The sequence below is a fragment of the Promicromonospora iranensis genome (assembly GCF_028994805.1).
Taxonomy (GTDB): Bacteria; Actinomycetota; Actinomycetes; order Actinomycetales; family Cellulomonadaceae; genus Promicromonospora; species Promicromonospora iranensis.
This window is the reverse complement of the sequence record NZ_JAJQQP010000005.1, coordinates 227,022-251,809: the sequence shown is the minus strand read 5'-3', so window position 1 is coordinate 251,809 and position 24,788 is coordinate 227,022. Positions and strand designations below refer to the sequence as shown.

The window sequence follows — 24,788 nt, the reverse complement described above, 5'->3', positions numbered from 1 at the left end:
CGCCGGGCGGGGAACCTTCCGAGGAAAGTTCACCCGCCCGGCGTCGATGTGCTACCTGGTCGACGTTCTAGTCGAGGTAGTCGCGCAGCACCTGCGACCGCGAGGGGTGGCGCAGCTTCGACATCGTCTTGGACTCGATCTGGCGGATGCGCTCGCGCGTCACGCCGTAGACCTTGCCGATCTCGTCGAGCGTCTTGGGCTGGCCGTCCTGCAGGCCGAACCGCATGGAGACCACTCCCGCCTCACGCTCGGAGAGCGTGTCCAGCACCTGGTGGAGCTGCTCCTGCAGGAGCGTGAACGACACGGCGTCCGCGGGGACGACCGCCTCGGAGTCCTCGATGAGGTCACCGAACTCGCTGTCACCGTCCTCGCCGAGCGGGGTGCTCAGCGAGATGGGCTCGCGGCCGTACTTCTGGACCTCGACCACCTTCTCGGGGGTCATGTCCAGCTCCTTGGCCAGCTCCTCCGGCGTGGGCTCACGGCCCAGGTCCTGGAGCATCTGACGCTGCACGCGGGCCAGCTTGTTGATGACCTCGACCATGTGCACCGGGATACGGATGGTGCGGGCCTGGTCGGCCATGGCACGCGTGATCGCCTGCCGGATCCACCAGGTGGCGTAGGTCGAGAACTTGTAGCCCTTGGTGTAGTCGAACTTCTCGACCGCACGGATCAGACCGAGGTTGCCCTCCTGGATCAGGTCCAGGAACAGCATGCCGCGGCCCGTGTAGCGCTTGGCCAGCGAGACCACGAGTCGGAGGTTGGCCTCCAGCAGGTGGTTCTTGGCCCGCTTGCCGTCGTGCGCGATCCACTTGAGGTCGCGCTCGAACCGGCGCTGGTCCTTGTCGTTCCGGTCGAACTCGGTGGTGGCGAGACGCTCCTCCGCGAACAGGCCGGCCTCGATGCGCTTCGCGAGCTCGACCTCCTGCTCCGCGTTCAGCAGCGCGACCTTACCGATCTGCTTCAGGTAGTCCTTGACCGGGTCGGCCGTGGCACCGGCCGTGACGACCTGCTGCGCGGGCTGGTCGTCGTCATCCTTGTCGGAGACGACGAACCCGGCGCTCTCGTCGCCTTCCTTCGCGGCCTTGCCACCGCGGCCACGGGTGGCCTTGGTGACGATCTCCGGACCGGTGTCGGCCTCTTCCTCGGGGTCCTCGACGGCGACGCCGTCGGGCTCGATGTTGTCGTACTTCGACTTGCCGCGAGCGGCGGGCTTCTTGGCGGCGGCCTTCGCCGCCGGCTTCTTCCGCGTGCTCGTGGCGGCCTCGTCGAGGTCGACGTCGACGTCGACGTCGTCGCTCAGCTCGACCTCGTCGGCGTCGTCCTTCGACTTCGCGGCGGAGCGCGCCGGAGCCTTCTTGGCGGGGGCCTTGGCGGCCGCAGAGCGGGTGCGTCGAGCGGGCTTCGCCTCGGCGTCACCGTCCGCGGGCGCCTTGGCGGCGACCGCGCTGGAGCGGGTGGCCGCGGCGGCGGCAACCTTGGTCACGGTAGGCAGACCGACCTGCACGCCGGCGTTGGCCAGCGCGCGCAGCACCGCCTTGAGCCGCTTGGCGTCACCAACCTCCGCGGTCTCGCATGCGCGCCGGAAGCTCTCGGCGTCGACCGAGCCGTCGGCGGCGCCTCGAGCAAGGAGCTCCTGCAGGGCAGGATGCTCGAACTCTCGGGGCAGGTTGTCGCGTGCAGGGACAGGAGCGATGTCCTGGGAGGCTTTCAGCGGAGTGGGCGCCACAAACCGACCTTTCGGCATTCGAGGGGGCGGTGTACCGCCGACGGGGCCTTCACTGGACCTTCTTCTTCCGCCGGCGAACATATATATTGTACCGTCGGCCTCCATGTACGCCGCGACGAACGCGGCGATATGGGCAAAGTCAGTGCGAAGTCACGTCGGGCGGGGCAGCCCCGCGGGTGTATCTGATTTCGCGTGCCAAGAGTCAACGAACCAGACGGCCCGACCATTCCCGGCTCCGCGGATTCGCCGTGGACCAGGCTCGGGACCAGGATCGGGACCAGCAGAGTCCCAGGACAGAGCCACGGAGCAGCGCAACAGACAGAGCTGCTCGCGAGGGCGGGTCAGACCTTCACTGCCAGCTCAGACCTTCACAGCTCAGACCTTCACGGCGAGCACCGGGCACGGCGCCTCGACGAGAATCCGCTGCGCACCCGCGCCCAGGATGAGCTTGCCGACAGGGCTGCGCTTGCGCAGACCGATCACGATGAGCTCGGCGCCGGTGCTCGTGGCGATGCGGATCAGGTCCTCGGCGAGGTCGCCGGTCCCGTGCTCCACCCGCACGTCGACATCGCCGGCGAGCCTGCTGACGAGCTCGTCGGCCTCGGCCCGGCACTCGTCCTCCGGTCGCTTGCCGTTGGTGACGACGACCAGCGGGATGTTGCGCTCCCGGGCCTCGGAGACAGCGGAACTGAGAGCCTCTTGGCCCTCGGGCGTGGCGAGGTGGCCGACGACGATCGTCATGTCCACCGACGCTACCGCACGCGGCGACCCCGGCAGTGCCTCACACGGCGGCCGCCTCCTCCGGTTCGGCTTCGCCGTGGGACGAACCCTGCTCCCGCCGGACCCAGCCGGGCGGGACTCCGCCGACGATCGCCCCGTGCAGCAGCAGCGCGAGCCGGTACTCCGGGTCCACGCCGAGCGCGTCGGAGACCCGCTCGGTCGCCAGCCCGCCGTCACCGTGCCACCACGCGACGAGCGCCAGCAGCAGGTACGCCGGCGCCCGCCGGTTCCGCGGCACGTGCGTGACCACCGCCTCCAGCACCTGGCGTGCCGCCTCCGTGATGGTCCCGTCCGGCGGTACGCCCTGCTCCGGGTCGACGATCCGGGCGAGCACCGCCCCCGTCGCCGTGTCCGTGTCGCCGTCCGTCTGTCGGCGCGCGGTCCGCAGCGCCGTCTCCTCGGTGCCGGGTGCCAGGCTCAGCAGCACCGCATCCCGCACGGGCGTGTCCGCGAGCGCCGCACCGATCTTGCCGAGGTCGACCGGTGACAGCGTCAGGGGCTGTCCCGGCCGGACGTCGGCGGCCTGCCGCACGGCGGAACGCCACAGGCCCAGGCTCTCGGCGCCCCACTCCCCCAGGGCTTGCTCGGCGCGGAGAGCCTGCGCCCCGACCGCCCGCCGTCCGCCCCCGTCCGGGAACCTGGTGTCGAACCTGGTGTCGTTGAGCAGCCGCCGGTAGGTGTCGGTCCAGCGGGCTGCCGCCTTCCGGGCCTGGGTGCGAGCCGTCTCGGGCGCTGCGCGCAGGGAGTACCGCTCCTCGCGGGTACCGGCCACCGTGCGGCCCTCCAGCACCATGTGGGCGGCGACCCGGCTGCTCTTCAGCACGGACAAGGGCCGACCCTCGGCCGGGCAGCACATCGGGTCGGCGCAGTCGAGCGCCCGGAAGCCCGTGGGGGCCACGAGCCACACCTCCGTCCCGGGGAGCCTGCGCTCGAGCCGCGCCCGCAGCAGGTCGACGCCGCGGCGCGCGGCCCCCGACGGCGCGGCCGGGTCCGTGGCGGTGTACAGCACGACCACCGCGCGGTCCGCGCCGTCGGCCACCACGTGGTCGGCGAGCCAGCGGGCCGTGGCCGCGCCGTCGGGTCCCTGCGGGTCGTCCGGCTGCCGCAGGCGGAGGTCGTCCAGGTCGACGCGGGCCACGAGCCCTACCCGCTGGCGCGGCCCGGTCAGACTGACGGCGACGACGGACTCGGCGGGCTCGAAGCCGAGCCGGTACGGGATGTAGGCGAGCAGGTCCTCGGGCCCTGCGACGCGGACGACCGTGGCGTTCGGCACGGCCGGTCGCCGACCGAGGTCCTTCGAGGTCATGCTCTTCGAGGTCGTGCTCTTCGAGGTGAAGTCCTTGGGGTTCATGCGTCGATCCCAACCGCCCCGCGAGACCGTGGCACGCCCAGGACGGCCGTGTGGACAACGGATCTCCTGTGGTCGGGCCAGGACCCGCGCGCTGTCCACGCGAGGGTCTCTCCCGCTACGGTGTGCGACGTGCCTCACCTCGCCACCGCCCGCCGCACGGCAGCGCTCGCCGCCGCTGTCGGTCTGGCGCTCGCGACCGGGGGGTGCGGCACCGAGGCGGGGCCCGGGGCGTCGGCCACCACCACGGAGAGCACACCGGAGCCCCGCGCCGCGGTGTCCAGCGGGCCGGCCGAGCTGCCCACCTTCGACCCGTCGTCGGCCGTCGCGACCTACGCGGAGGGCTTCCCCACCGAGCTGTTCCCGATGCCGAAGGGCGCCATCCTCCTCGCCTCGTCGGCGAGCCCCGTGCCCGCCCCGAAGGGCGCGAAGGGATCAGCGGGCTCGAAGGGCAAAGGTGTCCCGATGACGCAGGTGACGCTCAACCTGGCCTCGAGCCTGCCGGCCAAGAAGGTCGTCGCGCAGGCCAAGCACATCCTGGTGGAGCAGGGCTTCAAGCAGATCCCGGCGGCGGAGTCGAGCGGCCTGACCGCGCAGACCGCCTTCCTGCGGGTCTCCAGGACGAAGTCCGGGGAGGTCCAGGAGTCGCTCGTCGTGGGCGTGCTGGACGACGGCGAGCGCCGCCTCGTCTCGATCAGCGGCACCGTCCGCACCCCATAGGCTGGGGCCGTGTCCGTCTCATCCACCCGTGCCGGTGCCCTGAACCCCGCAGCCCTGCTCGACACCGAGAACCTCCGTGCCGACGTCGACGCCGCAGTGACCACTCACCTCGACCGGCTGTCCGCCGAGGTCGGCGCGATCAGCCCGAGCGCCGAGGCCATGGTGGAGGAGGCGGCGGGGCTGCTGATGGGTGGCAAGCGCCTGCGGGCCGCGTTCTGCTACTGGTCCTTCCGCGCGCACGGCGGCTCCGCCGACCCCGCCGACCCGGCCCGGGTCGCCACGGTCCGGGTGGGCGCCGCGCTCGAGCTGTTCCAGGCGGCGGCCCTGCTGCACGACGACGTGATGGACAACTCCGACACCCGTCGCGGTCGCCCCACCACGCACCGGGCGTTCGCCGCCAAGCACGCCGGTGCGGGCTGGTCCGGCGAGCCCGTGCGGTTCGGCGACGCCGCCGCGATCCTGCTCGGCGACCTCGTGCTCCTCGCCGCCCAGCGTGAGCTGTCGGCCGCGCTCGCGCCGCTGCCCGCGGAGGTCGCCGAGGCGGCCCGCACCCGGTTCGACGCCATGCAGAGCGAGGTGGTCGTCGGCCAGTACCTCGACGTGCTGGTCCAGGCCGAGCCCTGGGGCGACGACCCCGCCTCGGACGAGCAGCGCGCCCGAAAGGTGCTGCGCGCGAAGTCCGCGAGCTACTCGGTGGCCGCGCCGCTCGCGCTGGGCGCGCTGCTGGCCGGCCGGGGTACGCAGGCTTCGGCCGGGATCGAGGCGGCCGGCCTGCCCCTCGGCGAGGCCTTCCAGCTCCGGGACGACGTGCTCGGCGTCTTCGGCGACCCTGCGGTCACGGGCAAGCCCGCCGGCGACGACCTGCGGGAGGGCAAGCGCACGGTGGTCGTGGCGCGCACCCTTGCCCTGCTCCACGACCCGGACGGGCCGGAGGCCGCGACGCTGACCGCCGCGCTGGGCGACCCCGACCTCTCCGAGGAGGACGTCGCCCGGGTCCGTGAGGTCATCGTCGGCTCCGGTGCCCTGGACGCCGTCGAGCAGCTCATCGCCGACCTCGCGGTCCGTGCCCACGCGCTGCTGGACCTCGCCCACCTGACCGAGCCCGGCCGGGCCGTGCTGACCGACCTCGCCCACGCCGCCGTCGACCGGGCAGCCTGAACGGGTCCGCTCCCGTCATCCGGGGCTGTCACCCGGGACTGGTCACGAAGGACCGGTCACAGCGTCCAGATGGTGACCTTGCCGCCCTGCTTCAGCTGCTCGCCCGCGACCGGTTCGGTCTCCAGCACGCCCTCGCCGAACAGCTCGCCGAAACCGCGTACCTGGACCTTGTAGCCGGCCTTCTCCAGCACCTCCTGCGCGTCCGCGACGGACATCCCGGCGACGTCCGGGACCGTGCCCTCCGGGCCCATGCTGACGAAGACCGTGACGGTGCCGCCCTCCTCGGCGCCCTTGCCCCCGCCGGGGTCGGTCCGGATCACCGTGCCGGCCGGCGTCTCCTCGTCGAAGACGTCCTCCCGGGCGACGTCGAACCCGTCGGCGCTCAGCGTGTCGGTGGCGTCCGCGACCTCCTGCCCCGTGACGTCGGGGACCGTGACGGGTGGTGGCCCGTCCGACACCGTGAGCCGCACCTGCTCGTCGGTGGGCACCATGTCGCCGTCTCGGACGGAGGCCCAGATGACCTCGTCCCGCGGGCCGTCGTTCGTGTACTCGCGCGAGACCTCGACGTCGCTCAGGCCGACGCCCTGCAGGGCGTCCCGCGCCTCGGGCTCGCGCATCCCGACCAGCCCTGCCGGGACCTCGGCCAGCTCCTGTCCGAGCGAGACCACCAGGCGCACCTGCTGGTCCCGGCGCCAGCGCTGCCCCTCGTCCGGGACCACCGAGATGACCTCGCCCTCCGGCACCTCCGAGTCGTGCTGCTCCGTGCTCGACGGCTTCAGCCCTGCCTCGGTCAGGGCCTCCTCGGCCGCCTGCGCGGTGACGCCGACCACGCCGTCGGGCACCACCGCATAGGCGCCGGGGCCGCTCTCGGTGTACCACCAGGCGCCGAGGAGGACCGCCACCAGCGCGAGGGCGAGCAGGACCTTGCCGCCCCGCCGCGGCTTCGCCGCCGGCGGCAGCGGAGGCTGGGCCTGGGGGTAGGGCTGAGGATGGGCCGCCCAGCGCCCGGCCGCCGGCCGCTCCACCACGGCAGTACGCACCGCCTTCACCGCGGTGGCCGACGGCGGCGGCGCCGCGCTGGCGGGGATGTCCAGCACCTCGTTCGGGATCTGCTGGAACGTGTTCCGGAGCGCGTCCAGCGCCACGGCGGCGTCGCGCGGACGCCGGTCCGGGTCGCGGGCGGTGAGCGCCCGGACGAGCAGGTCCAGCGGGCGCCCCAGGTGGCCTGCGAACGCGCTCACGGGCGGCACATCGCTGTTGACGTGCGCGTACGCCACCTGGATGGGCCCCTCCCCCTCGTGGGGCAGGCGGCCGGTGAACAGCTCGAACGCGAGGATGCCCACCGCGTACACGTCGGCGCGCATGTCGACGTGACCGGTCGAGATGGTCTCGGGGGCAAGGTAGGCGACGGTGCCCAGCACGGTGCCCGTGGTGGTGTTGGACACCTCGGAGACCGCGCGGGCCAGGCCGAAGTCCGCGACCTTGGGGCGGCCCGTGCCCTCCTCCAGCAGCACGTTCTCGGGCTTGATGTCGCGGTGCACTATCCCCTTGGCGTGCGCGGCGGCCAGCGCCGACAGCACCACGTCGAGGACCGCGAACGAACGGCGCAGGGTGAGGCTGCCGTCCCTGATCAGCTGGCGCAGGTTGGTGCCCGGCACGTACTCCATGGTCAGGTAGCGCATGTCGCCGTCGGTGCCCTGGTCGTAGACCGCCACGACACCGTGGTGCTGCAGGCCGGCCGCCGAACGGGCCTCCCGTTCGAAGCGCTGCCGGAAGCTCGCGGCCTGCTCACCCTCCGCCAGGTGGGGGTGCATCACCTTGAGCGCGATCTCGCGGTTCAGGCGGCCGTCGTGCGCGCGGTACACCGTGGCCATGCCGCCGCGCGCCACGCGCGCGACGATCTCGTACCGCCCGTCGACCAGGCGGCCGATGAGGGGGTCTACCGTCACCTGAGCCACGGTGGGAGTGTACGGGCGACCACCCACGCCCAGAATGAAACTCTCAGGGTGAACGGTAGGCCGTTGCCGGATCGTTGCGGCGTCTCGGTTCCGCGCCCGGTCGCATACCCTTCTACCGTGACAGATCTCGACGCCCTCGTGGGCGAATGGCTGAACCTGCCCGACCTGGCCGACATTCTCGGCATCGAGGTCGGCAAGGCGCGTGGCCTTGTCCGTGACCGGCACGTCGTCGGCGTCAAGCGCGGCGAGCGCACCATCTTCCAGGTGCCTGCCAAGTTCGTGCTGCCGGAGGTCGACGGACGCCCCGGGGTGATCCCGACCCTGCGCGGCACGGTGATGGTGCTGGCCGACGCCGAGTTCACCGACGAGGAGATCATCGAGTGGCTCTTCACGCCGAACGACGAGCTCGGTGAGCTGCCGGTCGACGCCTTGATCAGCGGCAAGCGCGCCGCCGTGCGCCGGGTGGCGCAGACGCTGCTCTAGCGCCGAGGGTCAACGGCGAGGCTTGGTTGCCAAGGCCAACGGCGCACGGGTGATTTCTTCCCCGAAGGTCAAAATTTCGTTGCGGATCTACATAGCGCTCCTTACCTTGTGACCTGAGCTCGCCACGGTAGTCGCGCTCAGCCCACCAGCCCGCGGGTATGCGTCGTGCTGACCGACTCTGGCCGTTCAACGGCCCGGCGGTCAGACGACGATTCACGGGGGCGTCGCGACGACCGCAGAGGAGGAAGCATGAAGTTCCAGATCCTGGGGCCTCTTGAGGCCGAAGGCCCGACGGCATGCGGAACTATCTCGGCGGCCATGCCCCGGCGGGTCCTCGCCCTGCTGCTGCTCAACTACAACCGGACCGTCACGGTGAGCTCGCTCGTGGACGAGCTCTGGGACGATCACCCGCCGAAGCTGGCGCGGAAGACGGTACAGACCTATATCTATACGTTGCGGAAGCACCTGGACGGCCCCGGCGCCGGAGCGAGCAGGATCGAGTCGTCACCGCTCGGGTACAAGATCCGCGTCCAGCCAGGAGAGCTCGACTACTGGGAGTTCGAGACCGCGGTCCAGCAAGGGCTGACCGAGCTCCTTGGCGGCAACCCTCGTGGAGCGCTGGAACGGTGGCGCGGGACGCTGGGGCTGTGGCGCGGTGCGATGCTGGCCGACGTCCGACTGGGGTCGCTGCTGCAACCGATCGTCACGCGGGCCGAGGGAGACCGGCTCAGGCTGCGGGAGCAGCTGATCGACGTCGCCCTCGGCCTCGGCGAGCACCGGGACCTTCTTCCCGAGCTGGAGCTGCTCGCCGCATCCAACCCCTTGCACGAGGGTTTCCATGCCCAGCTCATGACGGCCCTCTGCGGAGCCGGCGACCGCAGCCGCGCTCTCAGCGTCTTCACGGACCTGCGTGACCGGATGGTCACGACGCTCGGACTGGATCCGTCTTCGCGGCTGGTGGAGCTGCAGAAGCAGATCATCGAGGGAACTCTCGACCCTGCGCCCCTGGTGCACGCCGAGGCGCCGCCGCCTGCCGATCCGTTCCTGACCATCGCTCCCGCACAGATTCCCCCGGACAGCGGGGACTTTGTGGGACGGCGGGCCGAACGTCGCGAGCTGGCGGCACTCGTGCGCCGCGGATCCGCTGGGAACGCGCCTCGTGTAGTCGTTCTCAAGGGGGCAGCCGGCGCAGGCAAGACGATGCTCGCGACGCATATGGGACACACTCTTCGTCCGGAATTTCCCGACGGACAGCTCTTCGCCGCTCTTGGTCCCGTCGTCGATCCCTTCGACGTGCTCGAGCACTTCCTGCTCGCCTTCGGCGTACCGAAGGGCCAGGTCCCGGACACGTTGTCCGAACGCACAGGCCTGTACCGGAGCTGGACCTCGGGGCGGCGCGTACTCGTCGTCCTCGACGACGCCGTGCACGTCGAGACGCTGATCCATCTGATCCCGGCGGGTCCGGCGTGTGCCGCTCTCGTCACCACCAGGGTCGGCCTTCAGGGTCTGGCGGGCGCACAGCGCGTCAAGGTCGGTCCGCTTCCTGTCGCCGACGGCGTGCACCTGCTGCGCCAGGTGGTCGGTGACTCGCGGGTCGCCAAGGAGCCGGGTGCGGCGAACGAGCTGGTGCGCCTGTGCGACAACCTTCCCCTGGCGATCAGGGCCGCCGCTGAGAAGCTGGCCGCACGTCCCTCGTGGCGGGTCGTGGAGCTCGTCGACCGCATGCGCGACCGCGACCAGCGGCTGCAGGAGCTCGTCACGCGACGTCTGGATCCGAGCGCCTCGCTCGAGGACGCCTATCTCCGACTGGCGCCCGCGTATCGATGGGCTTTCCGGCGGCTGTGTGCCATCGACGGCCCGGACTTCACCATGCAGGACGCCGCGCGATTCCTCGGTACAGGGCTCGCCAACGCGGAGTGCCCGGTGGCCGAGTTGGTCGACGCCAGCCTCCTCACCGTCACGGAGCCACGCCCGACCGGTCAGGTGACATACCGCTTTCCGGAGCTGGTCAGGTTGCACGCGCTGCTGCGCCATGAGCCCGCGCACGCCCTCGATGTCCCGGTCGACGTACGGCAGTGGACGTCGCTCGGCGCCCGATGGAGCGCGCCGGCGTCGGACGACACGCCTCGCGTGCTTGCCACCGAGGAGGCCCGGACCGGCACGGCGTCGGTACCCGTCGCGACGAGGCCCGGTTCCCGCTCACCGGCGCACCCCTCTCACGTCGCGTGAAGCGCGGGGAGGTGGCGCTCACAGACGCAGCTGCGCGTACCAGCCGGTAATCGTCTCCGCGAACCGCTCGGGATCGATGCGATGCATAGCGTGCGGTGCGTCCGGGAACGACTGGTACGACACGCGTTGACCGGCCGACTCAACCAGTTCGCAGGCTCTGGCAGCCTGCTCGTCGGAGAGCGCACCGAGCAGCCGGTCGGAGACGGGATCGAGCTGTCGGACGTGGTGTGTCAGAAGGATCGGCGCGGTGACGCACGACAGCATGTGCTCGTGGTTGACGGCGGCCGAGACGCTGCCGCTGACGAAGGCGCGCCCCCACTCAGGGTCGTACTCGAGCAGGTTCTGCGGCGCCGCCGCCCCCGTGTCCTCCGACGGCGGCTCCATCACCGCCAGCCCGCGCAGCAGCTCGGGCGGGAGACCGGTCGCAAGCGACCGCCGCGCGCCCTCCCAGTCACCGCGGGACCACTGGTCGCCGAGCCAGATGTTCCAGTGCTCGAACAGCGGCCCGATACCCCCCGAGATGCCGGGGCCTACCGCCGGGTCGATCTCGGAGGCGAACAGGGGAGGGTCCTCCAGGGCGGCGGCGAGCACCTGACCGGGCTTGGCGTAGGCGGTCAGCCACGCGGCGAGCACCCCGCCGGACGAGTTGCCGCTCACCAGGACCGGCTGCCCGACGACCAGGTCGATGAACCGGACCAGATCGTTGCCGAAGTTGTCCAGTGTGTAGCGCCCCGGCGTCCAGGTCGAGCGGCCCTGCCCGCGCAGGTCGACCGCGTAGAGGCGGAACCGGTCCTTCAACAGCTGCATCAACCGCTCGTACCCCCACCACGACTCGGTCTGGCCGGGGACCAGCAGCAGCGGCGGCAGCGCCGGGTCGCCGGCGACCGCGTAGTTCATGCGGATCTCGCCGAGGTCCACCACCAGCTCGGGGAACGCGTGCGAGACGAACCCGCCGTCCCGGTCGGCGGCTTCGAGCGCCCGCCACATCAGCCGGCTTCCGGGGAGCCCACCGGCGTCGGCGTCGGCAAAACGTTTGCGTCCGCCGCGACGAGCTCCAGCCCGCCGTCGATCACGAACGACTGGCCCGTGACGTAACCCGCGCCCGGGGAGCACAGGTAGGCGATGAGCGTGGCCACCTCGTCCGGGTCGCCCGGACGCCCGGCCGGGAGTGCGGGCCGTGCGAGCTCGTGCGGGTCGGTCCCCTCCGGTTGGCCGTTCATGGGCGTCGCGGTCTCCCCCGGCGCTACCGAGTTGACAGTGATCCCGTGCGTGCCGAGCTCGAGCGCCATGACCTTGGTCAGCATCCCGAGACCGCTCTTCGCCACGCAGTACGAGGTACCGCCGGTGATCGGGATGCGCTCGTGGACGCTGGTCACGTTGACGACGCGGCCACGGATCCCGGCGTCCACCATCTGCCTGGCCACCTGCTGCGCAAGGACGAACGGCCCGACCAGGTCGATGTTCAGGACCTCCTGCCAAGCGGCGAGGTCCTCGTCGAGGAAGCTCGCACGGCGGTTGACGCCCGCGTTGTTCACCAGGACATGGACGGGCCCGTGCGCGTCGAGCACCCGACGGCCGGCCGCGAGCGCACGCTCCGGTGTGTCGAGCGGGACGTGCACCGCCGTGGCCACGGGCCAGCTCCGCGCGGCGATCAGAGCGGTGACCTCCTGTGCGGCCCGTTCATTGCCGCCGTACCCCACCAGGACGTGGTACCCGGCCGCGGCGAGAGCCAGAGCCGTCGATCTCCCGATGCCGGAGCTGGCACCCGTGACGAGCGCGGTCTCGACCATCAGATCTCCTCGGAGTGTTCCATGGCCGGCGCGGGTGTGCGCAGATCCGGGTTGACCATGACGACCAGACGTACCACGAGGCGGTCGTCGATGTGGCGGGAACGCGCCGAGACCATCCTGTTCATCAGGTCCGCCCCGCCCCGGAGGTCGGTGCGGTGCGTGATCAGCGGAGCCAGATCCGGCCCGTACGTCACGAGCTCGGCGGCGGCCACGGCCAGCGCCGCGCTCGTGACCCCGCGGTTCCCCGTGAGCCGGATCTGCCGCTCGCCGGACTCCCAAACGGTCCGCCGCGGCGGCCAGGGTCCCCCGGTGTTCGCGGCTCGGACGCCGACGAGGTCCACACCCGGCAGGTTTACCGGACGGGCGTCGGCGGGTACACCGCCTGTGACGTGCATGGCTGTCGTGCTGTCTCCCAGGTGCCCCGCCAGCAGGTCCACGAGGTCCAGCGTCCGGTCACGGTGCGTGGCGACCAGGGCGTGGAGGCGGTCGCCGCCGACGGCCGCCGGGAGGTCGTCGACCAGCACGTGCTCGATGGCGTGCTCGCCCCACGTGTCGACGGACCACTGCAGCCCGGCCATCGACGTGTGCGCGAGCACTACACGCGACCACGGGCCGCGGGCGGCTCCGCGGATCGCGGCGAGGTTGCCGACGAGCCCGTCGCCGAGGACCGCCAGGACGTCGGCCGTCGATCCGGGTCGGACGGATGCGTCGGCAAGACAGTCCAGGGCGTAGTCGGTGATCGCGAGCGGCTCGATCAGCGTCGCGGTGGCCGAGTCCAGGTCCTCACCGATCGGGACCAGGAGCCCAGCCGCGACCGCAGACGCGGCGATCCGCACCCGCTGCTGGAACAGCCCCTCGACGTTGTGCCCGAGCAGGAAGGTCGGGTCGCCGGGATGGGTGGGGTTCACCGTTACCCGGTCACCGACCGCGAGAACGGTGACGCCCGGACCGACGTCGGCCACGCGGCACGCACCCTCGTGGCCCAGCACCGCTGAGGGGTCGTCGCGGATCCCGCGCAGCATCTGCAGGTCGGTACCGCACAGGCTGACGGCTTCCGGCGCCAGGACCACCTCGCCGGGACCCGGAGCGGGCACCGGCTGGTCGACGACGGCGCTCGCGCCGTGGAAGCGCCGGATGGCCAGGTTCTTTGTCATGATCGGTGATCGGCCTCCTGAGCCCTGGTGATGGCGAGTGATCCTTCGGCGAGGAGCTGAGCCCCGCGCAGCACGTCGACGCCGGGGTGGTCCAGGAGCCGGACACGGCGCTCCCAGGCATCCGGCGCGCCTGCGGCATAGCTGCCGGCTCCCCGCAGGTGTTTCAGGAGAGCCGTCCGGTAGGGCTCACCGAGCCCTTCGGCGACGCCTCCTCCGATCCCGATGACCGTGACCCACGGCTGGGTCACCCAGATGGCGCGCAGCACCTCGGCGACGGGGCGGGTGACCGTCGCGAGCAGGGCGGACGCGTCGTCGTCCCCCTGGGTGACCGCCTGACGGAACCACTCGGTGCTGTAACGGCCGATGCCGAGGGTCCCCGCCACCCGAGCGATGCCCGGGCCGGAGCTGACCGAAGCCACGTGCCCTGTCCCGCCGCACTCGCAGGACAGGTGGCCGAGCCCGGCGGTCTCCGGGGCGAGCGCGACGGGAAGGTGGCCGACCTCACCCTGCAGCCCGTCCTCGTCGACCTTGACGGTTCCCGTGCCGAGTTCTGCGATCTTGAGCCCGATACCGCTGCTGACGGTCAGGTAGCCGACGCTCGCCGGCGACTCCTGTGCCACCGAGTCGGCGAAGTCGGCCAGCCCGCACGTGACGTCGTTGAAGACGTGCCATGCCACGCCTGGCCGTGCCCGCCGGAGCACGCCGACGAGATCACGGTCCATCAGCCAGTCGCCCCACAGGGGCCCGGAGCCGCGGACCGTCCCGGTGACGTCGTCCATCGCGGCCCCGAGCGAGACGACGACCCGGCCGGCCCTCGGCGCGACCGAGACCAGTTGGTCCACCAGCCGGTCGACCAGGACCGTCGCCGGCACGTCGGGATGGTTGATCCTGCTCGGGGCGGGCATCCGCCGCCGGACACCATCGGACTCGGTCCTGATCCAGGTGCCGCCCACGTCGATCCGCACCGTCGGTGTACGGGTCGACGGGTCCGGCGCTGCGCCGTCGGTCACCGCTCCTCGCCGAGGCGCCACCGGATCCCTTCCCCTGTGAACTCGAGTCCGGTGAACGAGAGCAGGTCGGACACGACGGCGTCGGCCCCCTGCCCACCGGGCCCGATCCCGATGACCCGGGCTCCCGCGGCACGCCCCGCCGCCACCCCGACGGCGGCGTCCTCGAGCACGACGCATCGCTCGCACGGAAGGCCGAGGCGCTCGGCGGCAAGCCGGTAGCCCTCGGGGCTCGGTTTGCCAGAGGTCACCGACTCCGCGGTCACGAGCACCTTCGGTTCCGGGAGGCCCGCCGCCGCCAGCCGGGCGCGAGCCACCGCCCCGGGGGCGGCCGTGACGACCGCCCAGCGGTTCGCGGGCAGGCCGGAGAGCAGCCGGTGTGCACCGGGGATCGGCCCGACCCCGGGCGCCGCGAGCTGACTGCGCTCGACCCGGGCAGCCTCCTCCTCGATGACCCGGACGTCGTCGAGGAAGAGCCGCAGGATGTCCCGGGCGGTACGCCCCGGAAGAGCCGCGAGCACCTCGGAGCACGGCAGGTCGTGGCGTACGGCGAGCTCGGTCCAGACCTGTTCGATGGCTCGCGCCGAGTCGACAAGGGTCCCGTCCATGTCGCAGAGCAGAGCGGCGGCGGACCACACCGCCGCCCCGTGCTCCTGCGCGCGGCTTAACTGCTGCATCCGACGGGCCTCCTAGTGGGCGGGTGTGCTCTGCACGTCCGCGACCTGGGGCGCGGTCCGGTTCCGGTCGCGCAGCAGCTCGATCCCGGCCACCAGGAAGCCCACCGCCGCGACGGCGGAGCCGGTCAGGACCACGGCCTGCAGCCCGAGGCCGGCCTCCAGCACCCGCCCGCCCAGCCACGAGCCCAACGTGATCCCGACGTTCATGGCCGCGATGTTCACGGCGAGCGCGAAGGTGGGCGCCTTGATGTCCGCCGCCTGCATCACCCTCGCCTGGAGCCCCGGCAGGATCGCCCCGAAGGCCGCGCCGAACAGGACGAGACCCACCGCCGCGGTCCACGGGTTCGCGACCAGCACCGAGAAGAGCCCCAGGACGAGGGCGAGCGTGCCGAACAGTCCGGTCAGCGCGGGCATCAGCGCACGGTCGACCAGCCTGCCGCCGACGACGCTCCCCGCGAACGTCCCCAGGCCGAACAGCAGGAGCAGGAGGCCGACGGCGCCGCTGCGGAACCCGCTCACGTCCTCCAGCAGCGGCGCGATGTAGGTGTAGGCGGTGAACGTACCGCCACAGCCGAGCGCGCTGATGGCCACGGCGATCAGCACACGGCTGCGGCCGAGCGTACGGATCTCGGCCCGCACGCCCGCGGGCGGCTCGGCCTTCTGGTCGGCCGGGACGAGGACCGCCACGAGCCAGGCGGAGACCACGCCGCACCCCGCGAGCACCCAGAAGACCGACCGCCAGCCGAGCTCCGTGCCGAGCAGCACACCGAGCGGCACACCAAGGACGTTGGCCATGTTCAGGCCGATCGCCAGCTTGGCGATCACCGATCCCTGACGGTCGGGCGCGACCGTGCTGGTGCCGACGACGAGCGACAGCGCGAAGAAGGTGCAGTGCGCCAGAGCACTCAGGACGCGCGACACCATCAGAACCGCGTAGTCCTGCGCGAACGCCGCCAGCAAGTTGCTCAGGGCGAACAGCACCATGAGCCCCACCATCACGTGCTTGCGCCGCATCCCGCTGGTCAGCAGGGTCAGCGCCGGGCCCGCGACGACCACCGTCAGTGCGTACGCGCTGACCAGCAGGCCCGCCGAGGCGATCGAGACGTCCAGGTCGTCGGAGATCCCGGGCAGCAGGCCCGCTATGACGAATTCCGCACTGCCGATGCAGAACAACGAGAACATCAGGACGGCAACTGCTCGGTTCATGACTACCTTTCCCCCGGTACTTCCCCCAGCGCGCGCACGGCCGGCAGGCGGCCGTGCGCGGCCCCTTCAAGACGGACGGACGTGCAGGTCAGGAAAGGCCACCCGAGGCGCCGATGGCCTGGCCGGTCACCCAGCGGGCCTGCTCGGAGGCAAGGAACGCGACGACGTCGGCGATGTCCTCGGGACGCCCCATCCGGCCGAGCGGCGTCATACCGATGATCCCGTCCGCGTTCGCCCGGATCTCCGGGCGCAGGCCCTCGGTGTCGGTGAGGCCCGGCAGCACCACGTTGACCGTGACACCCCGCGCCCCGACCTCCTTGGCGAGCGAGTACGTCATCTGCTCGACCGCGGCCTTGGTCGCGGAGTACACGCCGATCATCGGCATGGTCACCCGGGTGTTCCCCGTCGAGATGCTGATGATCCGGCCGCCGTCGGAGACGATCCGAGCGGCGTTCTTCAGCACGAGGAACGAGCCCTTGAAGTTGACGGCCACGGTCCGGTCGAAGTCCTCCTCCGTGGTCTCCGCGAGCGGCGCCACGAGGTTGATCCCGACGTTGTTCACCACGATGTCGAGTCCACCGAACGCCTGCTCGGCCTCCTCGAAGAGCCGGGCGACGTCCTCGGAGACGCCGAGATCAGCCTGGACCGCCACTGCCTTGCCCCCGCGAGCGCCGATCTCCTCGACTACCTCATTTGCCGCATCGGCGCTGGCGACGTAGTTGACCACGACGTTGGCACCGCGTTCCCCCAAGGCCAGGGAGATAGCGCGGCCGATGCCTCGCGAGCCAGCGGTGACGAGCGCGTTCTTGCCTTCGAGTTCCATGGCCCCAGTTTCTGGCGCGCCGACCAAGGCCTGACCAAGAAGCGCCCAATCCTCGCCGTCACCAGGAGACATACCTTCGGACGGCCCTGCGGACGTGCCATCATCGCCCTGTCCCTGCCAGTCCCTGCTTGTCCCTTCCGGTCCAGCCTGAGGCGGTTTGCGTGGTTGAGCTCAGCGATCCGGCGGGCCTCGTCCGCCGGGCCGTCGGTCCCGGGCCTGCGGTGCGCACCCTCTGGGGCACCGCTACGCCGTCGTCGCCGCTGACTCCGCCGGAGGCTCGCGTCATCGCCGCGGCAGTGCCTTCGCGCCGTCGGGAGTTCGCGGCGGGCCGCGCGTGCGCGCGCGCGGCGCTCGAAGAGCTCGGGCACCACGACTGGCCCCTCCTGCCCGGACCGCGCAGGGAGCCGCTATGGCCCGACGGCGTGGTGGGGAGCATCAGCCACTGCCCGGGTCTCGCGGTGGCGGTGGCGGCCCGTTCGGCCGACACCCTCGCGATCGGGATCGATGTCGAGACCGACGCTCCCTTGCCGGCGGACGTCGTGGGGTCCGTCATGGACGCCGGTGAGGCCGATGCGATCGAGCGGCTCGCGGTGCAGGACGCGGTGACGCCGTGGGGACGGCTCCTGTTCAGCGCCAAGGAGTCGGTCTACAAGGCGTGGTATCCGCTGCGGCACGAATGGCTCGGCTTCGAGGAGGCGGGCATCGAGCTGAGCACCAACGGCACGTTCCTGGCCCGCATCCGCCGGGCGGACACCGCTCCGCTCCCCCGGGCGGTCAGTGGCCGCTGGGCCCGGGGGAACGGCGTGGTGGTCACCGCGCTGGTGCTGCCTGCCGCAAGGGCTGCGGGGGCGTCCACCGGCTGATCAGCGCCGGATGGACTGCGTGTGCCGGAAGACGTCTCGCGGGTCCCAGGTCCGCTTGGCCGCCTGGAGGCGCGGGTAGTTGCCGCCGAAGTACAGGGCGTGCCACGGCACCTCGGACGTGTTCCAGGCCGGGTCGTTCAGGTCCTTGTCGGGGTAGCCGATGTAGCACCCGTCGGTCACGTCGTCCGATACCGGGACGCCCCCCGTCGCCGCGTACACGTCCGCGTAGGTGGTGCGGACCCAGTCGATGACCTCGGCGTCGTCCGCGCGCTGCTCCCAGAGGCCGATGTACTGGAGCTTCATGATCGAGTCGCGCGCGACGGTGGCAGTCTCCGCAGGGTCGACGACGTTGATCTGGCCGCCGTACGAGGCGATCGTCACGAGCGTGGTGCCATTCGCCGGGCCGGGCGCGGAGAGGTTCCGCCAGAGCGCGGCCACCTGCTCGGGCGGGAAGCCCGAGCGCATGTACGCCGACTTGATCTTGAAGCGCATGACGGTGGGGTTCTTGGGGCTGAACCCTTCCCACTGCAAGGAGTGGTGCCACGGCCGGCGCATCGTGGGTGCCCCCAGCGCGGTCCCGACGCCTGCCGAGACCGCCGACACGAACCGGTCGAGGACCGTCTCGGCGCCGGCGACCGACGCGTCCAGCTGGACCGACAGCGCCACGACTCCCTCGCTCACGTCGAGCAGCTTGAGCTGGGCGAACAGTCCACACTCCGGCGTGCCGGGGCGGCTGTTGGCCTCGTGCCAGGAGCCGAAGTTGGTGACCAGCCGGGAGAAGGTGCGCTCGTCGAGGGTGGCCCACGGCCACACCACGGTCCGCAGCAGCACCTCGGCCGGCGACTGCGGCAGCGCCTGGGCGGCGACGTCCGGCGAGCGAAACAGGTAGCGGGTGGCGATGCCGAAGCTCCCGCCTCCCCCGCCGGTGTGCGCCCACCACAGGTCCCCGAGGTCGCCGACGTCGTCGCGCGTGGCGAGCACGACGCTCGGGTCCCCCGCGGAATCGACGACGACTACCTCGACCCCGTACAGGTGGTCGGCCGTCAGGCCGTGCCGGCGAGACAGCGGACCGTAGCCGCCGTTCGGGACGAAGCCGCCGATCCCGACCGAGGGACACGACCCCGCCGGGATCGTCACGCCCCGCTCCTTGAACAGGGATCCGTACACCGCGCCCAGCGAGGCGCCGGCGCCGACCGCGTACGCGCCGTGCTCGGCATCGTAGGAGACGCCGGCCATTCTTGACATGTCGATGACGTCCTTGACCTGGGCGTTCGCCACGAAGTCCTCGTAGCAGTGCCCCCCGCTGCGCACGGCGACCCGCCGGCGGCCGCTGACCGCCTCGCCGACGTACCGGGCGACCTCCTCGGCGTCGGACGGGAGCACCACCCGGCCGGGCGAGCCGGCGAACCGCTGGTTGGCGCCACGCACCAGGCTCGCGTAGCGCACGTCTCCCGGGCCCACGACGACGGTGCTGCCCGCCGTGGCCGAGCTCCGGCCGACTGCCGCCGACGGACTGCCTACTGCCGGGAGCGGCGCGGCGACCACCGCCGCGCCGCCCACCAGGGCGCCACCCACTCCGGCCAGAAATCCACGCCGCGTGGTGTCTTTCATCTTGCTACCTCGATCCTTGGGGGGACGAACCGATCTCCACGCTCCAGGAACGTGGTCAAGAAAGGTTCGAACCACCGCCAAAGGGACAAGTCCCGCGACAGGGTCAGCGCGTCACCAAACGCTTCACCACTGCGCACATCACCACGACGGCACGTCCGAGATCTCCGCCACGAGGCACGTCCAGTTGAAGCCGCCCCCGACGCCGATGACCATCACGCGGTCCCCCGGGCCTACCCGCTTCTGCTCGACCAGGTGGTTCAAGGCCCCGAACTGGTCGGACGCGCCCACATGACCGATCTCGGAGCCCCACGCGTGCGTGGTTCGCTCGAGCGGGATCCCGAGCGGACTGAGCACCTGGCTCCGCAGCAGGCTCGCCCCGAAGTTCGGGACGACGTAGACGGACGCTTCGTCCAGGGCCATCCCGGCATCGGCGGCCGCCCGCTCCGCCGCTCTCCGCAGACCCGCCCAGCTGATCTCCCGGATCTGGTCGAGCTCCATCTCGTCGATGAAGTCCACCGCCCGCGAGTGCAGGTCCAGCGGGTAGTCGGACGGGTCCGGGCTGGACCGGAACGGTGCGTTCCCCCGGTGCAGGCCCTCGAGCTCTGGTGCGCTCTCGCTCGCGCTGGACAGCAGGCGGGCGAACCCGCGCTCTGTCGACAGCAGGATCGCGCTGGCGCCGTCGCCGAAGATCAGCCCGGAGTCCGCGCGCCAGCGGTCCCAGGCGGGCTCGGCGAAGCGCTCGGCCGACGTGATGAGTGCGGCAGCGCAGTCGGACGACCTCAGGAACGGCACCGCCAGCTCGACGGCGCCGACCGCGCCGTTGGACACCTGGCGGATCTCAAACGCGATCCCGGCGCCGTCCAGGATCTGGTGCTGCAGGTAGGAGCCGCAGTTCCAGCCGTCGAGGCCAGAGTAGACCGCGACCGCGTGGAGCAGCAGGCCGACGCTGTGCGGGCTGTGCGACGAGCGCTCCAGGGCGCTCCGGCCCGCGCGCACGGCCATCTCGGGCTGGCTGTCCCTCTCGTCGGTGGCGATCGCCACCGACTGCTGTGCGGTGGCGTTCCGCGATGCGGCGTCGTACCGGCCGCTCGCGATCGCCTCGTCCACGGGGACCGACTTCGGGAAGTAGGCGCCGAGTCCCGCGATGTAGATGTCGTCGTATCGCATGGTGACCCTCCTGGGTGTCGTCGGGAATCAGGCTCGGGTGGACAGCAGGACCTTCGGCTGACCCGTGGACCGGTTGGCGAGGGCGTCGAACGCCTCGTCCGGCCGGGTCAGCGGGTGCCGGCTGTGGATGAGCGGCTCGGCCGACAGGATTCCGTCGGCGAACAGCTGCAGGGTCTGGTCGTAGTGGTCCAGACCGTGCCGGATGCCGTACAGGGTCAGCCCGCGCAGGGTGACCTCGCCGGCCGGGAAGTCCCGCAGGCCGCCGCCGACCACCCCGACCGCGGCGATCCGCCCGCCCGTCCGCGTCACCCGGACCGCCTCCAGGAGGCCCGCCGCGGTACCCGACGCCTCGATCACCAGCGAGAACCCCTCGGCCGGCGCCGCCCCGCTGCGCAGCGCGCGCCGGGCACCGACCTGCAGTGCAAGGTCCAGCCCGGCCGGGTCGACCCCGATAGCGGTCACGTCACCCGACACCGCGTTCGCGAGCATGACGGCGAGCAGACCGATCGTTCCGGTGCCGATCACGGCCACGCCGTCGGTCAGGGAGCATCGTGTGTCCGCGAGCGCCCGGGCGACCGTCACGGCTGGTTCCACCAGGACCGCCGCCGTGTCGTCCACGTCGTCCGGTACGGGCACCAGCGCGTGGACCGGCACCCGCACATACTGCGCCGCGGCACCGTCGATCCCGTACAGACCGATCTCCTGCATGTCGGGGCACAGCCCTCGCTGCCCCGAGCGGCAGGTCCGGCACGCCAGGCAGGCGACCATGGTCTGTCCTACCACCCGCGTGCCGGGGCTGATCTCGCCGGTCGCCCCAGGGATGGTCCCAGCGGTCGCGACGACAGTGCCGGTCCATTCGTGACCGAACGTCCAGGGCAGCTGGATCCGCCCGTCGGTGATGTACGTGGCCTCGCCGTGCAGCAGCTCCAGGTCCGTGCCGCACAGGCCCACCAGCTCGACCTGGACCAGAGCGTGCCCCGCCATCAGGCCCGGCACGGGAACCACCGCTGCCTCGACCTTGCCGACGGCCGTGATCCGTGCGGCGGTCATCGTCCCCGAGGGCCACGTGCCCTCCGTCTGCGGGCTCGGCATCCCAGTACTCACTGGGCGCCGGTCGGGACGGTGCGCGCGGCCCGGACGACCGACTCGGCGGCGATCGCCAGCTCGTCGGCGGAGACGTCGTTCACGAAGGTGGCGTCGCCGATCCCGACCGGGAGCGGCAGCCGCTGCAGGCCGTCCCGGTGCCTGGTCGTGTCGACGAGCGCCCTGACAAGCAGCTCCGGAGTGCACGACACGTGGTGGACGGGCAGCTCGAGCAGGCGCATGACGTTCATGACCCGGCCGAGCTCGGTGTCCGAGACCAGTCCGCGCCGGTGGGCGATGTGCGTGGTCATCGCCATGTCGATGCAGACGGCCTCGCCGTGCAGCAGGTCCGGGAGCCCAGCCATCTCGATCGCGGGGCTGAACGAGTGCCCGTAGTCGACCAGCCGCTCCAGCCGCGTCTCCCAGAGATTTGGCTGGAGCTCCTCCAGCATGCCGTGCACGGCGCGGCGCAGGACCTCACGCGCCGCCAGCTCGGTAGCTGGCGTAGCCCCCTGCATGTGCTCGTCGAGCAGCACGCCGCCGGACTCCTCGAGGCGAACGAAGAGCTCCGGGTCCTTGATGAGCGCGATCTTGAGGATCTCGGCGAGCCCGTTCGACAGGTGCCGCCGGTCCAGCGACCGCAGGAAGTTGCGGTCCAGCAGGGCCGTCGTGGGTGCCTCGTAGGTCCCGAGCCGGTTCTTCTGGCCGTTGAAGTTCACACCGGTCTTGACCCCCACACCGGCGTCGACGAGCCCGATCAGCGTGGTCGGGACGCGGACGAACGGCGTGTGGCGGCGGTAGAGGCTGCTGGCCAGGCCGACGAGGTCGAGCAGCACACCACCGCCGATCGCGATGACCGGCTCCCGACGCCGGTCGATGCCGAACTCGTCGAGCCCGTGCAGGATCTCCGTGGCGGAATCGAGGGTCTTCTGCTGCTCGGTCGCGTCCAGGATGCAGAGCCGAGTGGTCATGTCGTGGTGGCGCAGGTAGCGGTCGAGCTGGTCGCCGTAGATCTCGTGCACCACCTTGTCGATGACCACGAAGCGCCGCCGGGTCTCACCGGCCCCTACGGTCCCGGCGGTCGCGAGCGAGGGATTGTCCAGTGCGAACACGTCACGTGAGACGGAGACCGAATAGCTGACGGTTCGGGTCGCTTCCACCAACCACGACGTGGTGGGCGGGCTGGTGAGGTCGTCGTCGTTGCGCGCGACGGTGAGGTTTCCGGGGATCATTGGTCCTCCTGGGTCCGGTCATCCTGGTCAGGCAAGGCAGGCTGGTCAGGCAAGATGGGTCCGCGAGGTGACGATGCGGGACAGTGCGTTCTTGTCGGTCTTTCCGACGGAGGTCTGCGGCATCTCCCGCAGCACGAGCAGCGACTCGGGGATCTTGAACTCGGCGACACCCGCCGCCCGCAGCGCCCGGCCGATGTCCTGGAGGGTGACCGTCCGGCCGGACCGGGGCACCACACAGGCACACGCCCGTTCGCCCAGCTCCGGGTCGGGCACGGCGATCACCGCGACGTCGGCCACGCCGTCCACAGCCTGGACGAGGCGTTCGATCTCGTCGGCGGAGATCTTCTCTCCGCCCCGGTTGACCACATCCTTGGTCCGGCCGACGACGACGAGGTTGCCGCCCGGATGCCGTTGCACGAGGTCACCGGTGCGGTACCAGCCGTCGGTGAAGGCCTCGCGGTTCTGCTCGGGCGCCTGGAAGTAGCCGCGCGGGGTGTAGGGGCCACGCACGAGGAGCTCCCCGGACTCGCCGTCGTGCACCTCGACGCCGCTCGGGTCCACGATGCGCAGCTCGTCGTGGTCGCTGATCGGCCGACCCTGCGTGGCCGCTGCGACGTCGTCCGGGTCCGTCTCGCGGACGTAGCAGAGGAGGCCCTCCGCCATCCCGTACACCTGCTGGACCCGGCACCCGAGCGCGTCCACTGCCCGGCGGTAGGCCTCCTTGGCGAACAGGGACCCGCCCACCTGGACGAGCCTCAGGCTCGTGAGGTCGGGTCGGGCCGACTCGACCGCCGCGACCCACCGGCTCAGGACCGCCGGCACCGCCGCGACGACCGTCACCCGCTCTGCGGCGATCGTCTCGAACACACGCGACGGCGAGGGCGACGGCACCAGCACCACGGTCCCGCCGACCATGAGCGTCCCGAGGATCCCCGGGCTGGCCAGTGGGAAGTTGTGGCCGGCCGGCAACGCCGCCAGATAGACGGTGCGCGCGTCGAAGCCGCACACCTCGGCACTGCGGCGGGCGTTGTACTCGTAGTCGTTGTGGGTGCGTGCGATCACCTTCGAGAGCCCGGTCGTGCCGCCGGACAGCAGGAAGACCGCGACGTCGGACGCCGCCGGAGGCGTCGCGTCCAGGTGCGCCCGGCGGGCGAGGACGTCGTCGGCCGACACGTCCTCGACGGCCGCCCGCACGTCGACATGGTGCGCGCCGACGTCGTCCCCGCAGACCAGTACCTCGGACAGCGAGGGCACCTGGTCGCGGACCCGGTCGGCCATGGCCGGGTGGTCGTACTCCCGGAACATGCCCGGCACCGCGATCGCCGCCGCGCCGGCCCGCCGGCCGATGGCCGCGAGCTCGTGGTCACGGTGCGCCGGCAGCATCATCACCGGCGCGACGCCGGCCCGCAGGCACGCCAGGAACAGCACCACGAGCTCCCAGCCGTTGGGCAGCGCGACCAGCAGGACCGCACCGCGCCCCAGCCCTCGCTCGCGGAGCAGGACCGCCACCCGGTCGGCCGCGCACGCGAGCTCCCGGTACGTGAACCGGGTGTCGCCGTCCACGACCGCGAGCCCGTGCGGGCGCGCCTCCGCCCACTCCCACACGAGGTCGCCGAGGGGACGGTCCCGCCAGTAGCCCGCCGCGCGGTAGGTCTCGGCGAGGTCGTCGGGCCAGGGTGTGACACCCCCTCGCAGGATCGTCTCCGCCAGATCGTCGGTCACTACCGACGTCGTACGTTCAGCCACGTGAGTTCCTCTCTCTCGTAGGTGAGG

General features: G+C 71.6%; 21 protein-coding genes. 5 read left to right on the top strand and 16 right to left on the bottom strand.

The window, feature by feature from the left end; translation table 11 throughout:
- Positions 1 to 67 precede the first annotated feature (67 nt).
- The 3 genes from LUM46_RS10355 to LUM46_RS10345 all read right to left on the bottom strand — a co-directional run bounded on the left by LUM46_RS10355 (position 68) and on the right by LUM46_RS10345 (position 3,857).
- On the bottom strand, positions 68 to 1,744 hold the full coding sequence (locus LUM46_RS10355) for an RNA polymerase sigma factor (RefSeq protein ID WP_274993772.1): 1,677 nt from the start codon (positions 1,742 to 1,744) through the stop codon (positions 68 to 70).
- A 357-nt stretch (positions 1,745 to 2,101) separates the two neighbouring features.
- Positions 2,102 to 2,467: a universal stress protein gene (locus tag LUM46_RS10350; RefSeq protein WP_274993771.1), complete on the bottom strand. Its 366-nt coding sequence runs from the start codon at positions 2,465 to 2,467 to the stop codon at positions 2,102 to 2,104.
- Positions 2,468 to 2,507: 40 nt separating this feature from the next.
- Positions 2,508 to 3,857 carry a DUF4192 domain-containing protein gene (locus LUM46_RS10345; RefSeq protein WP_274993769.1) on the bottom strand — a complete coding sequence of 450 codons (1,350 nt, stop codon included), beginning with the start codon at positions 3,855 to 3,857 and terminating at the stop codon, positions 2,508 to 2,510.
- A 129-nt stretch (positions 3,858 to 3,986) separates the two neighbouring features.
- On the opposite strand from LUM46_RS10345, the gene LUM46_RS10340 reads away from it, so the two are divergent.
- Positions 3,987 to 4,574 (top strand): hypothetical protein, encoded by a 588-nt coding sequence (locus LUM46_RS10340; protein WP_274993767.1) that lies wholly within the window; start codon positions 3,987 to 3,989, stop codon positions 4,572 to 4,574.
- Between the two features lie 9 nt (positions 4,575 to 4,583).
- Entirely contained in the window at positions 4,584 to 5,732 is a 1,149-nt protein-coding gene (locus LUM46_RS10335) for a polyprenyl synthetase family protein (RefSeq protein ID WP_274993766.1), read from the top strand.
- Positions 5,733 to 5,788: 56 nt separating this feature from the next.
- Here LUM46_RS10335 and pknB read toward each other — a convergent pair whose 3' ends face one another.
- Complete coding sequence (gene pknB / locus LUM46_RS10330) at positions 5,789 to 7,690, bottom strand: Stk1 family PASTA domain-containing Ser/Thr kinase (protein ID WP_274993765.1); 1,902 nt, start codon at positions 7,688 to 7,690, stop codon at positions 5,789 to 5,791.
- Positions 7,691 to 7,807: 117 nt separating this feature from the next.
- Between pknB and LUM46_RS10325 the strand changes: the two genes are divergently transcribed.
- Together LUM46_RS10325 and LUM46_RS10320 are read left to right on the top strand one after the other, a co-directional pair.
- Entirely contained in the window at positions 7,808 to 8,173 is a 366-nt protein-coding gene (locus tag LUM46_RS10325) for an Rv2175c family DNA-binding protein (protein WP_274993764.1), read from the top strand.
- A gap of 249 nt (positions 8,174 to 8,422) precedes the next feature.
- Complete coding sequence (locus LUM46_RS10320; RefSeq protein ID WP_274993762.1) at positions 8,423 to 10,402, top strand: AfsR/SARP family transcriptional regulator; 1,980 nt, start codon at positions 8,423 to 8,425, stop codon at positions 10,400 to 10,402.
- Positions 10,403 to 10,420: 18 nt separating this feature from the next.
- Here the strand turns inward: LUM46_RS10320 and LUM46_RS10315 are convergent, their stop codons facing one another.
- From LUM46_RS10315 to LUM46_RS10285, 7 genes are all read right to left on the bottom strand, one after another.
- Entirely contained in the window at positions 10,421 to 11,389 is a 969-nt protein-coding gene (locus LUM46_RS10315) for an alpha/beta fold hydrolase (RefSeq protein WP_274993761.1), read from the bottom strand.
- Positions 11,389 to 12,192 carry an SDR family oxidoreductase gene (locus LUM46_RS10310; RefSeq protein ID WP_274993758.1) on the bottom strand — a complete coding sequence of 268 codons (804 nt, stop codon included), beginning with the start codon at positions 12,190 to 12,192 and terminating at the stop codon, positions 11,389 to 11,391. The genes LUM46_RS10315 and LUM46_RS10310 overlap by 1 nt, the downstream gene beginning before the upstream one ends.
- Positions 12,192 to 13,346 carry an alcohol dehydrogenase catalytic domain-containing protein gene (locus tag LUM46_RS10305; RefSeq protein ID WP_274993757.1) on the bottom strand — a complete coding sequence of 385 codons (1,155 nt, stop codon included), beginning with the start codon at positions 13,344 to 13,346 and terminating at the stop codon, positions 12,192 to 12,194. The genes LUM46_RS10310 and LUM46_RS10305 overlap by 1 nt, the downstream gene beginning before the upstream one ends.
- On the bottom strand, positions 13,343 to 14,356 hold the full coding sequence (locus LUM46_RS10300) for an ROK family protein (protein WP_274993756.1): 1,014 nt from the start codon (positions 14,354 to 14,356) through the stop codon (positions 13,343 to 13,345). Before LUM46_RS10300 ends, LUM46_RS10305 begins: the two co-directional genes overlap by 4 nt.
- Entirely contained in the window at positions 14,353 to 15,030 is a 678-nt protein-coding gene (locus LUM46_RS10295; protein ID WP_274993755.1) for an HAD-IA family hydrolase, read from the bottom strand. Before LUM46_RS10295 ends, LUM46_RS10300 begins: the two co-directional genes overlap by 4 nt.
- A gap of 12 nt (positions 15,031 to 15,042) precedes the next feature.
- Entirely contained in the window at positions 15,043 to 16,236 is a 1,194-nt protein-coding gene (locus LUM46_RS10290) for an MFS transporter (protein WP_274993754.1), read from the bottom strand.
- Positions 16,237 to 16,324: 88 nt separating this feature from the next.
- The gene (locus tag LUM46_RS10285) at positions 16,325 to 17,059 is read right to left on the bottom strand and encodes an SDR family oxidoreductase (protein WP_274993752.1); all 735 of its coding nucleotides are present in this window, start codon (positions 17,057 to 17,059) and stop codon (positions 16,325 to 16,327) included.
- 161 nt (positions 17,060 to 17,220) lie between these two features.
- Between LUM46_RS10285 and LUM46_RS10280 the strand changes: the two genes are divergently transcribed.
- Positions 17,221 to 17,922: a 4'-phosphopantetheinyl transferase family protein gene (locus LUM46_RS10280; RefSeq protein WP_274993750.1), complete on the top strand. Its 702-nt coding sequence runs from the start codon at positions 17,221 to 17,223 to the stop codon at positions 17,920 to 17,922.
- Here the strand turns inward: LUM46_RS10280 and LUM46_RS10275 are convergent, their stop codons facing one another.
- From LUM46_RS10275 to LUM46_RS10255, 5 genes are all read right to left on the bottom strand, one after another.
- Positions 17,923 to 19,533, bottom strand: a complete 1,611-nt coding sequence (locus LUM46_RS10275) for an FAD-binding oxidoreductase (protein ID WP_274993749.1) — start codon at positions 19,531 to 19,533, stop codon at positions 17,923 to 17,925. It lies immediately after the preceding gene.
- Between the two features lie 138 nt (positions 19,534 to 19,671).
- Entirely contained in the window at positions 19,672 to 20,700 is a 1,029-nt protein-coding gene (locus LUM46_RS10270) for a ketoacyl-ACP synthase III family protein (protein ID WP_274993748.1), read from the bottom strand.
- A gap of 27 nt (positions 20,701 to 20,727) precedes the next feature.
- A complete protein-coding gene (locus tag LUM46_RS10265) occupies positions 20,728 to 21,792 on the bottom strand; it encodes a zinc-dependent alcohol dehydrogenase (RefSeq protein ID WP_274993746.1) in 1,065 nt (354 codons plus the stop codon).
- An 8-nt stretch (positions 21,793 to 21,800) separates the two neighbouring features.
- Positions 21,801 to 23,015, bottom strand: coding sequence for a sedoheptulose 7-phosphate cyclase (locus LUM46_RS10260; RefSeq protein ID WP_274993745.1), 1,215 nt, complete (start codon positions 23,013 to 23,015; stop codon positions 21,801 to 21,803).
- A 45-nt stretch (positions 23,016 to 23,060) separates the two neighbouring features.
- Positions 23,061 to 24,761: a (2,3-dihydroxybenzoyl)adenylate synthase gene (locus LUM46_RS10255; protein WP_274993744.1), complete on the bottom strand. Its 1,701-nt coding sequence runs from the start codon at positions 24,759 to 24,761 to the stop codon at positions 23,061 to 23,063.
- Positions 24,762 to 24,788 lie beyond the last annotated feature (27 nt).

Coding starts and splice junctions, on each gene's coding strand:
- LUM46_RS10315 (WP_274993761.1), bottom strand. CDS start 11,389: ATGTGGCGGGCGCTCGAAGCCGCCGACCGGGACGGCGGGTTCGTCTCG.
- LUM46_RS10275 (WP_274993749.1), bottom strand. CDS start 19,533: ATGAAAGACACCACGCGGCGTGGATTTCTGGCCGGAGTGGGTGGCGCC.
- LUM46_RS10295 (WP_274993755.1), bottom strand. CDS start 15,030: ATGCAGCAGTTAAGCCGCGCGCAGGAGCACGGGGCGGCGGTGTGGTCC.
- LUM46_RS10270 (WP_274993748.1), bottom strand. CDS start 20,700: ATGCGATACGACGACATCTACATCGCGGGACTCGGCGCCTACTTCCCG.
- LUM46_RS10355 (WP_274993772.1), bottom strand. CDS start 1,744: ATGCCGAAAGGTCGGTTTGTGGCGCCCACTCCGCTGAAAGCCTCCCAG.
- LUM46_RS10320 (WP_274993762.1), top strand. CDS start 8,423: ATGAAGTTCCAGATCCTGGGGCCTCTTGAGGCCGAAGGCCCGACGGCA.
- LUM46_RS10310 (WP_274993758.1), bottom strand. CDS start 12,192: ATGGTCGAGACCGCGCTCGTCACGGGTGCCAGCTCCGGCATCGGGAGA.
- LUM46_RS10260 (WP_274993745.1), bottom strand. CDS start 23,015: ATGATCCCCGGAAACCTCACCGTCGCGCGCAACGACGACGACCTCACC.
- LUM46_RS10305 (WP_274993757.1), bottom strand. CDS start 13,346: ATGACAAAGAACCTGGCCATCCGGCGCTTCCACGGCGCGAGCGCCGTC.
- LUM46_RS10265 (WP_274993746.1), bottom strand. CDS start 21,792: ATGCCGAGCCCGCAGACGGAGGGCACGTGGCCCTCGGGGACGATGACC.
- LUM46_RS10350 (WP_274993771.1), bottom strand. CDS start 2,467: ATGACGATCGTCGTCGGCCACCTCGCCACGCCCGAGGGCCAAGAGGCT.
- LUM46_RS10290 (WP_274993754.1), bottom strand. CDS start 16,236: ATGAACCGAGCAGTTGCCGTCCTGATGTTCTCGTTGTTCTGCATCGGC.
- LUM46_RS10285 (WP_274993752.1), bottom strand. CDS start 17,059: ATGGAACTCGAAGGCAAGAACGCGCTCGTCACCGCTGGCTCGCGAGGC.
- LUM46_RS10345 (WP_274993769.1), bottom strand. CDS start 3,857: ATGAACCCCAAGGACTTCACCTCGAAGAGCACGACCTCGAAGAGCATG.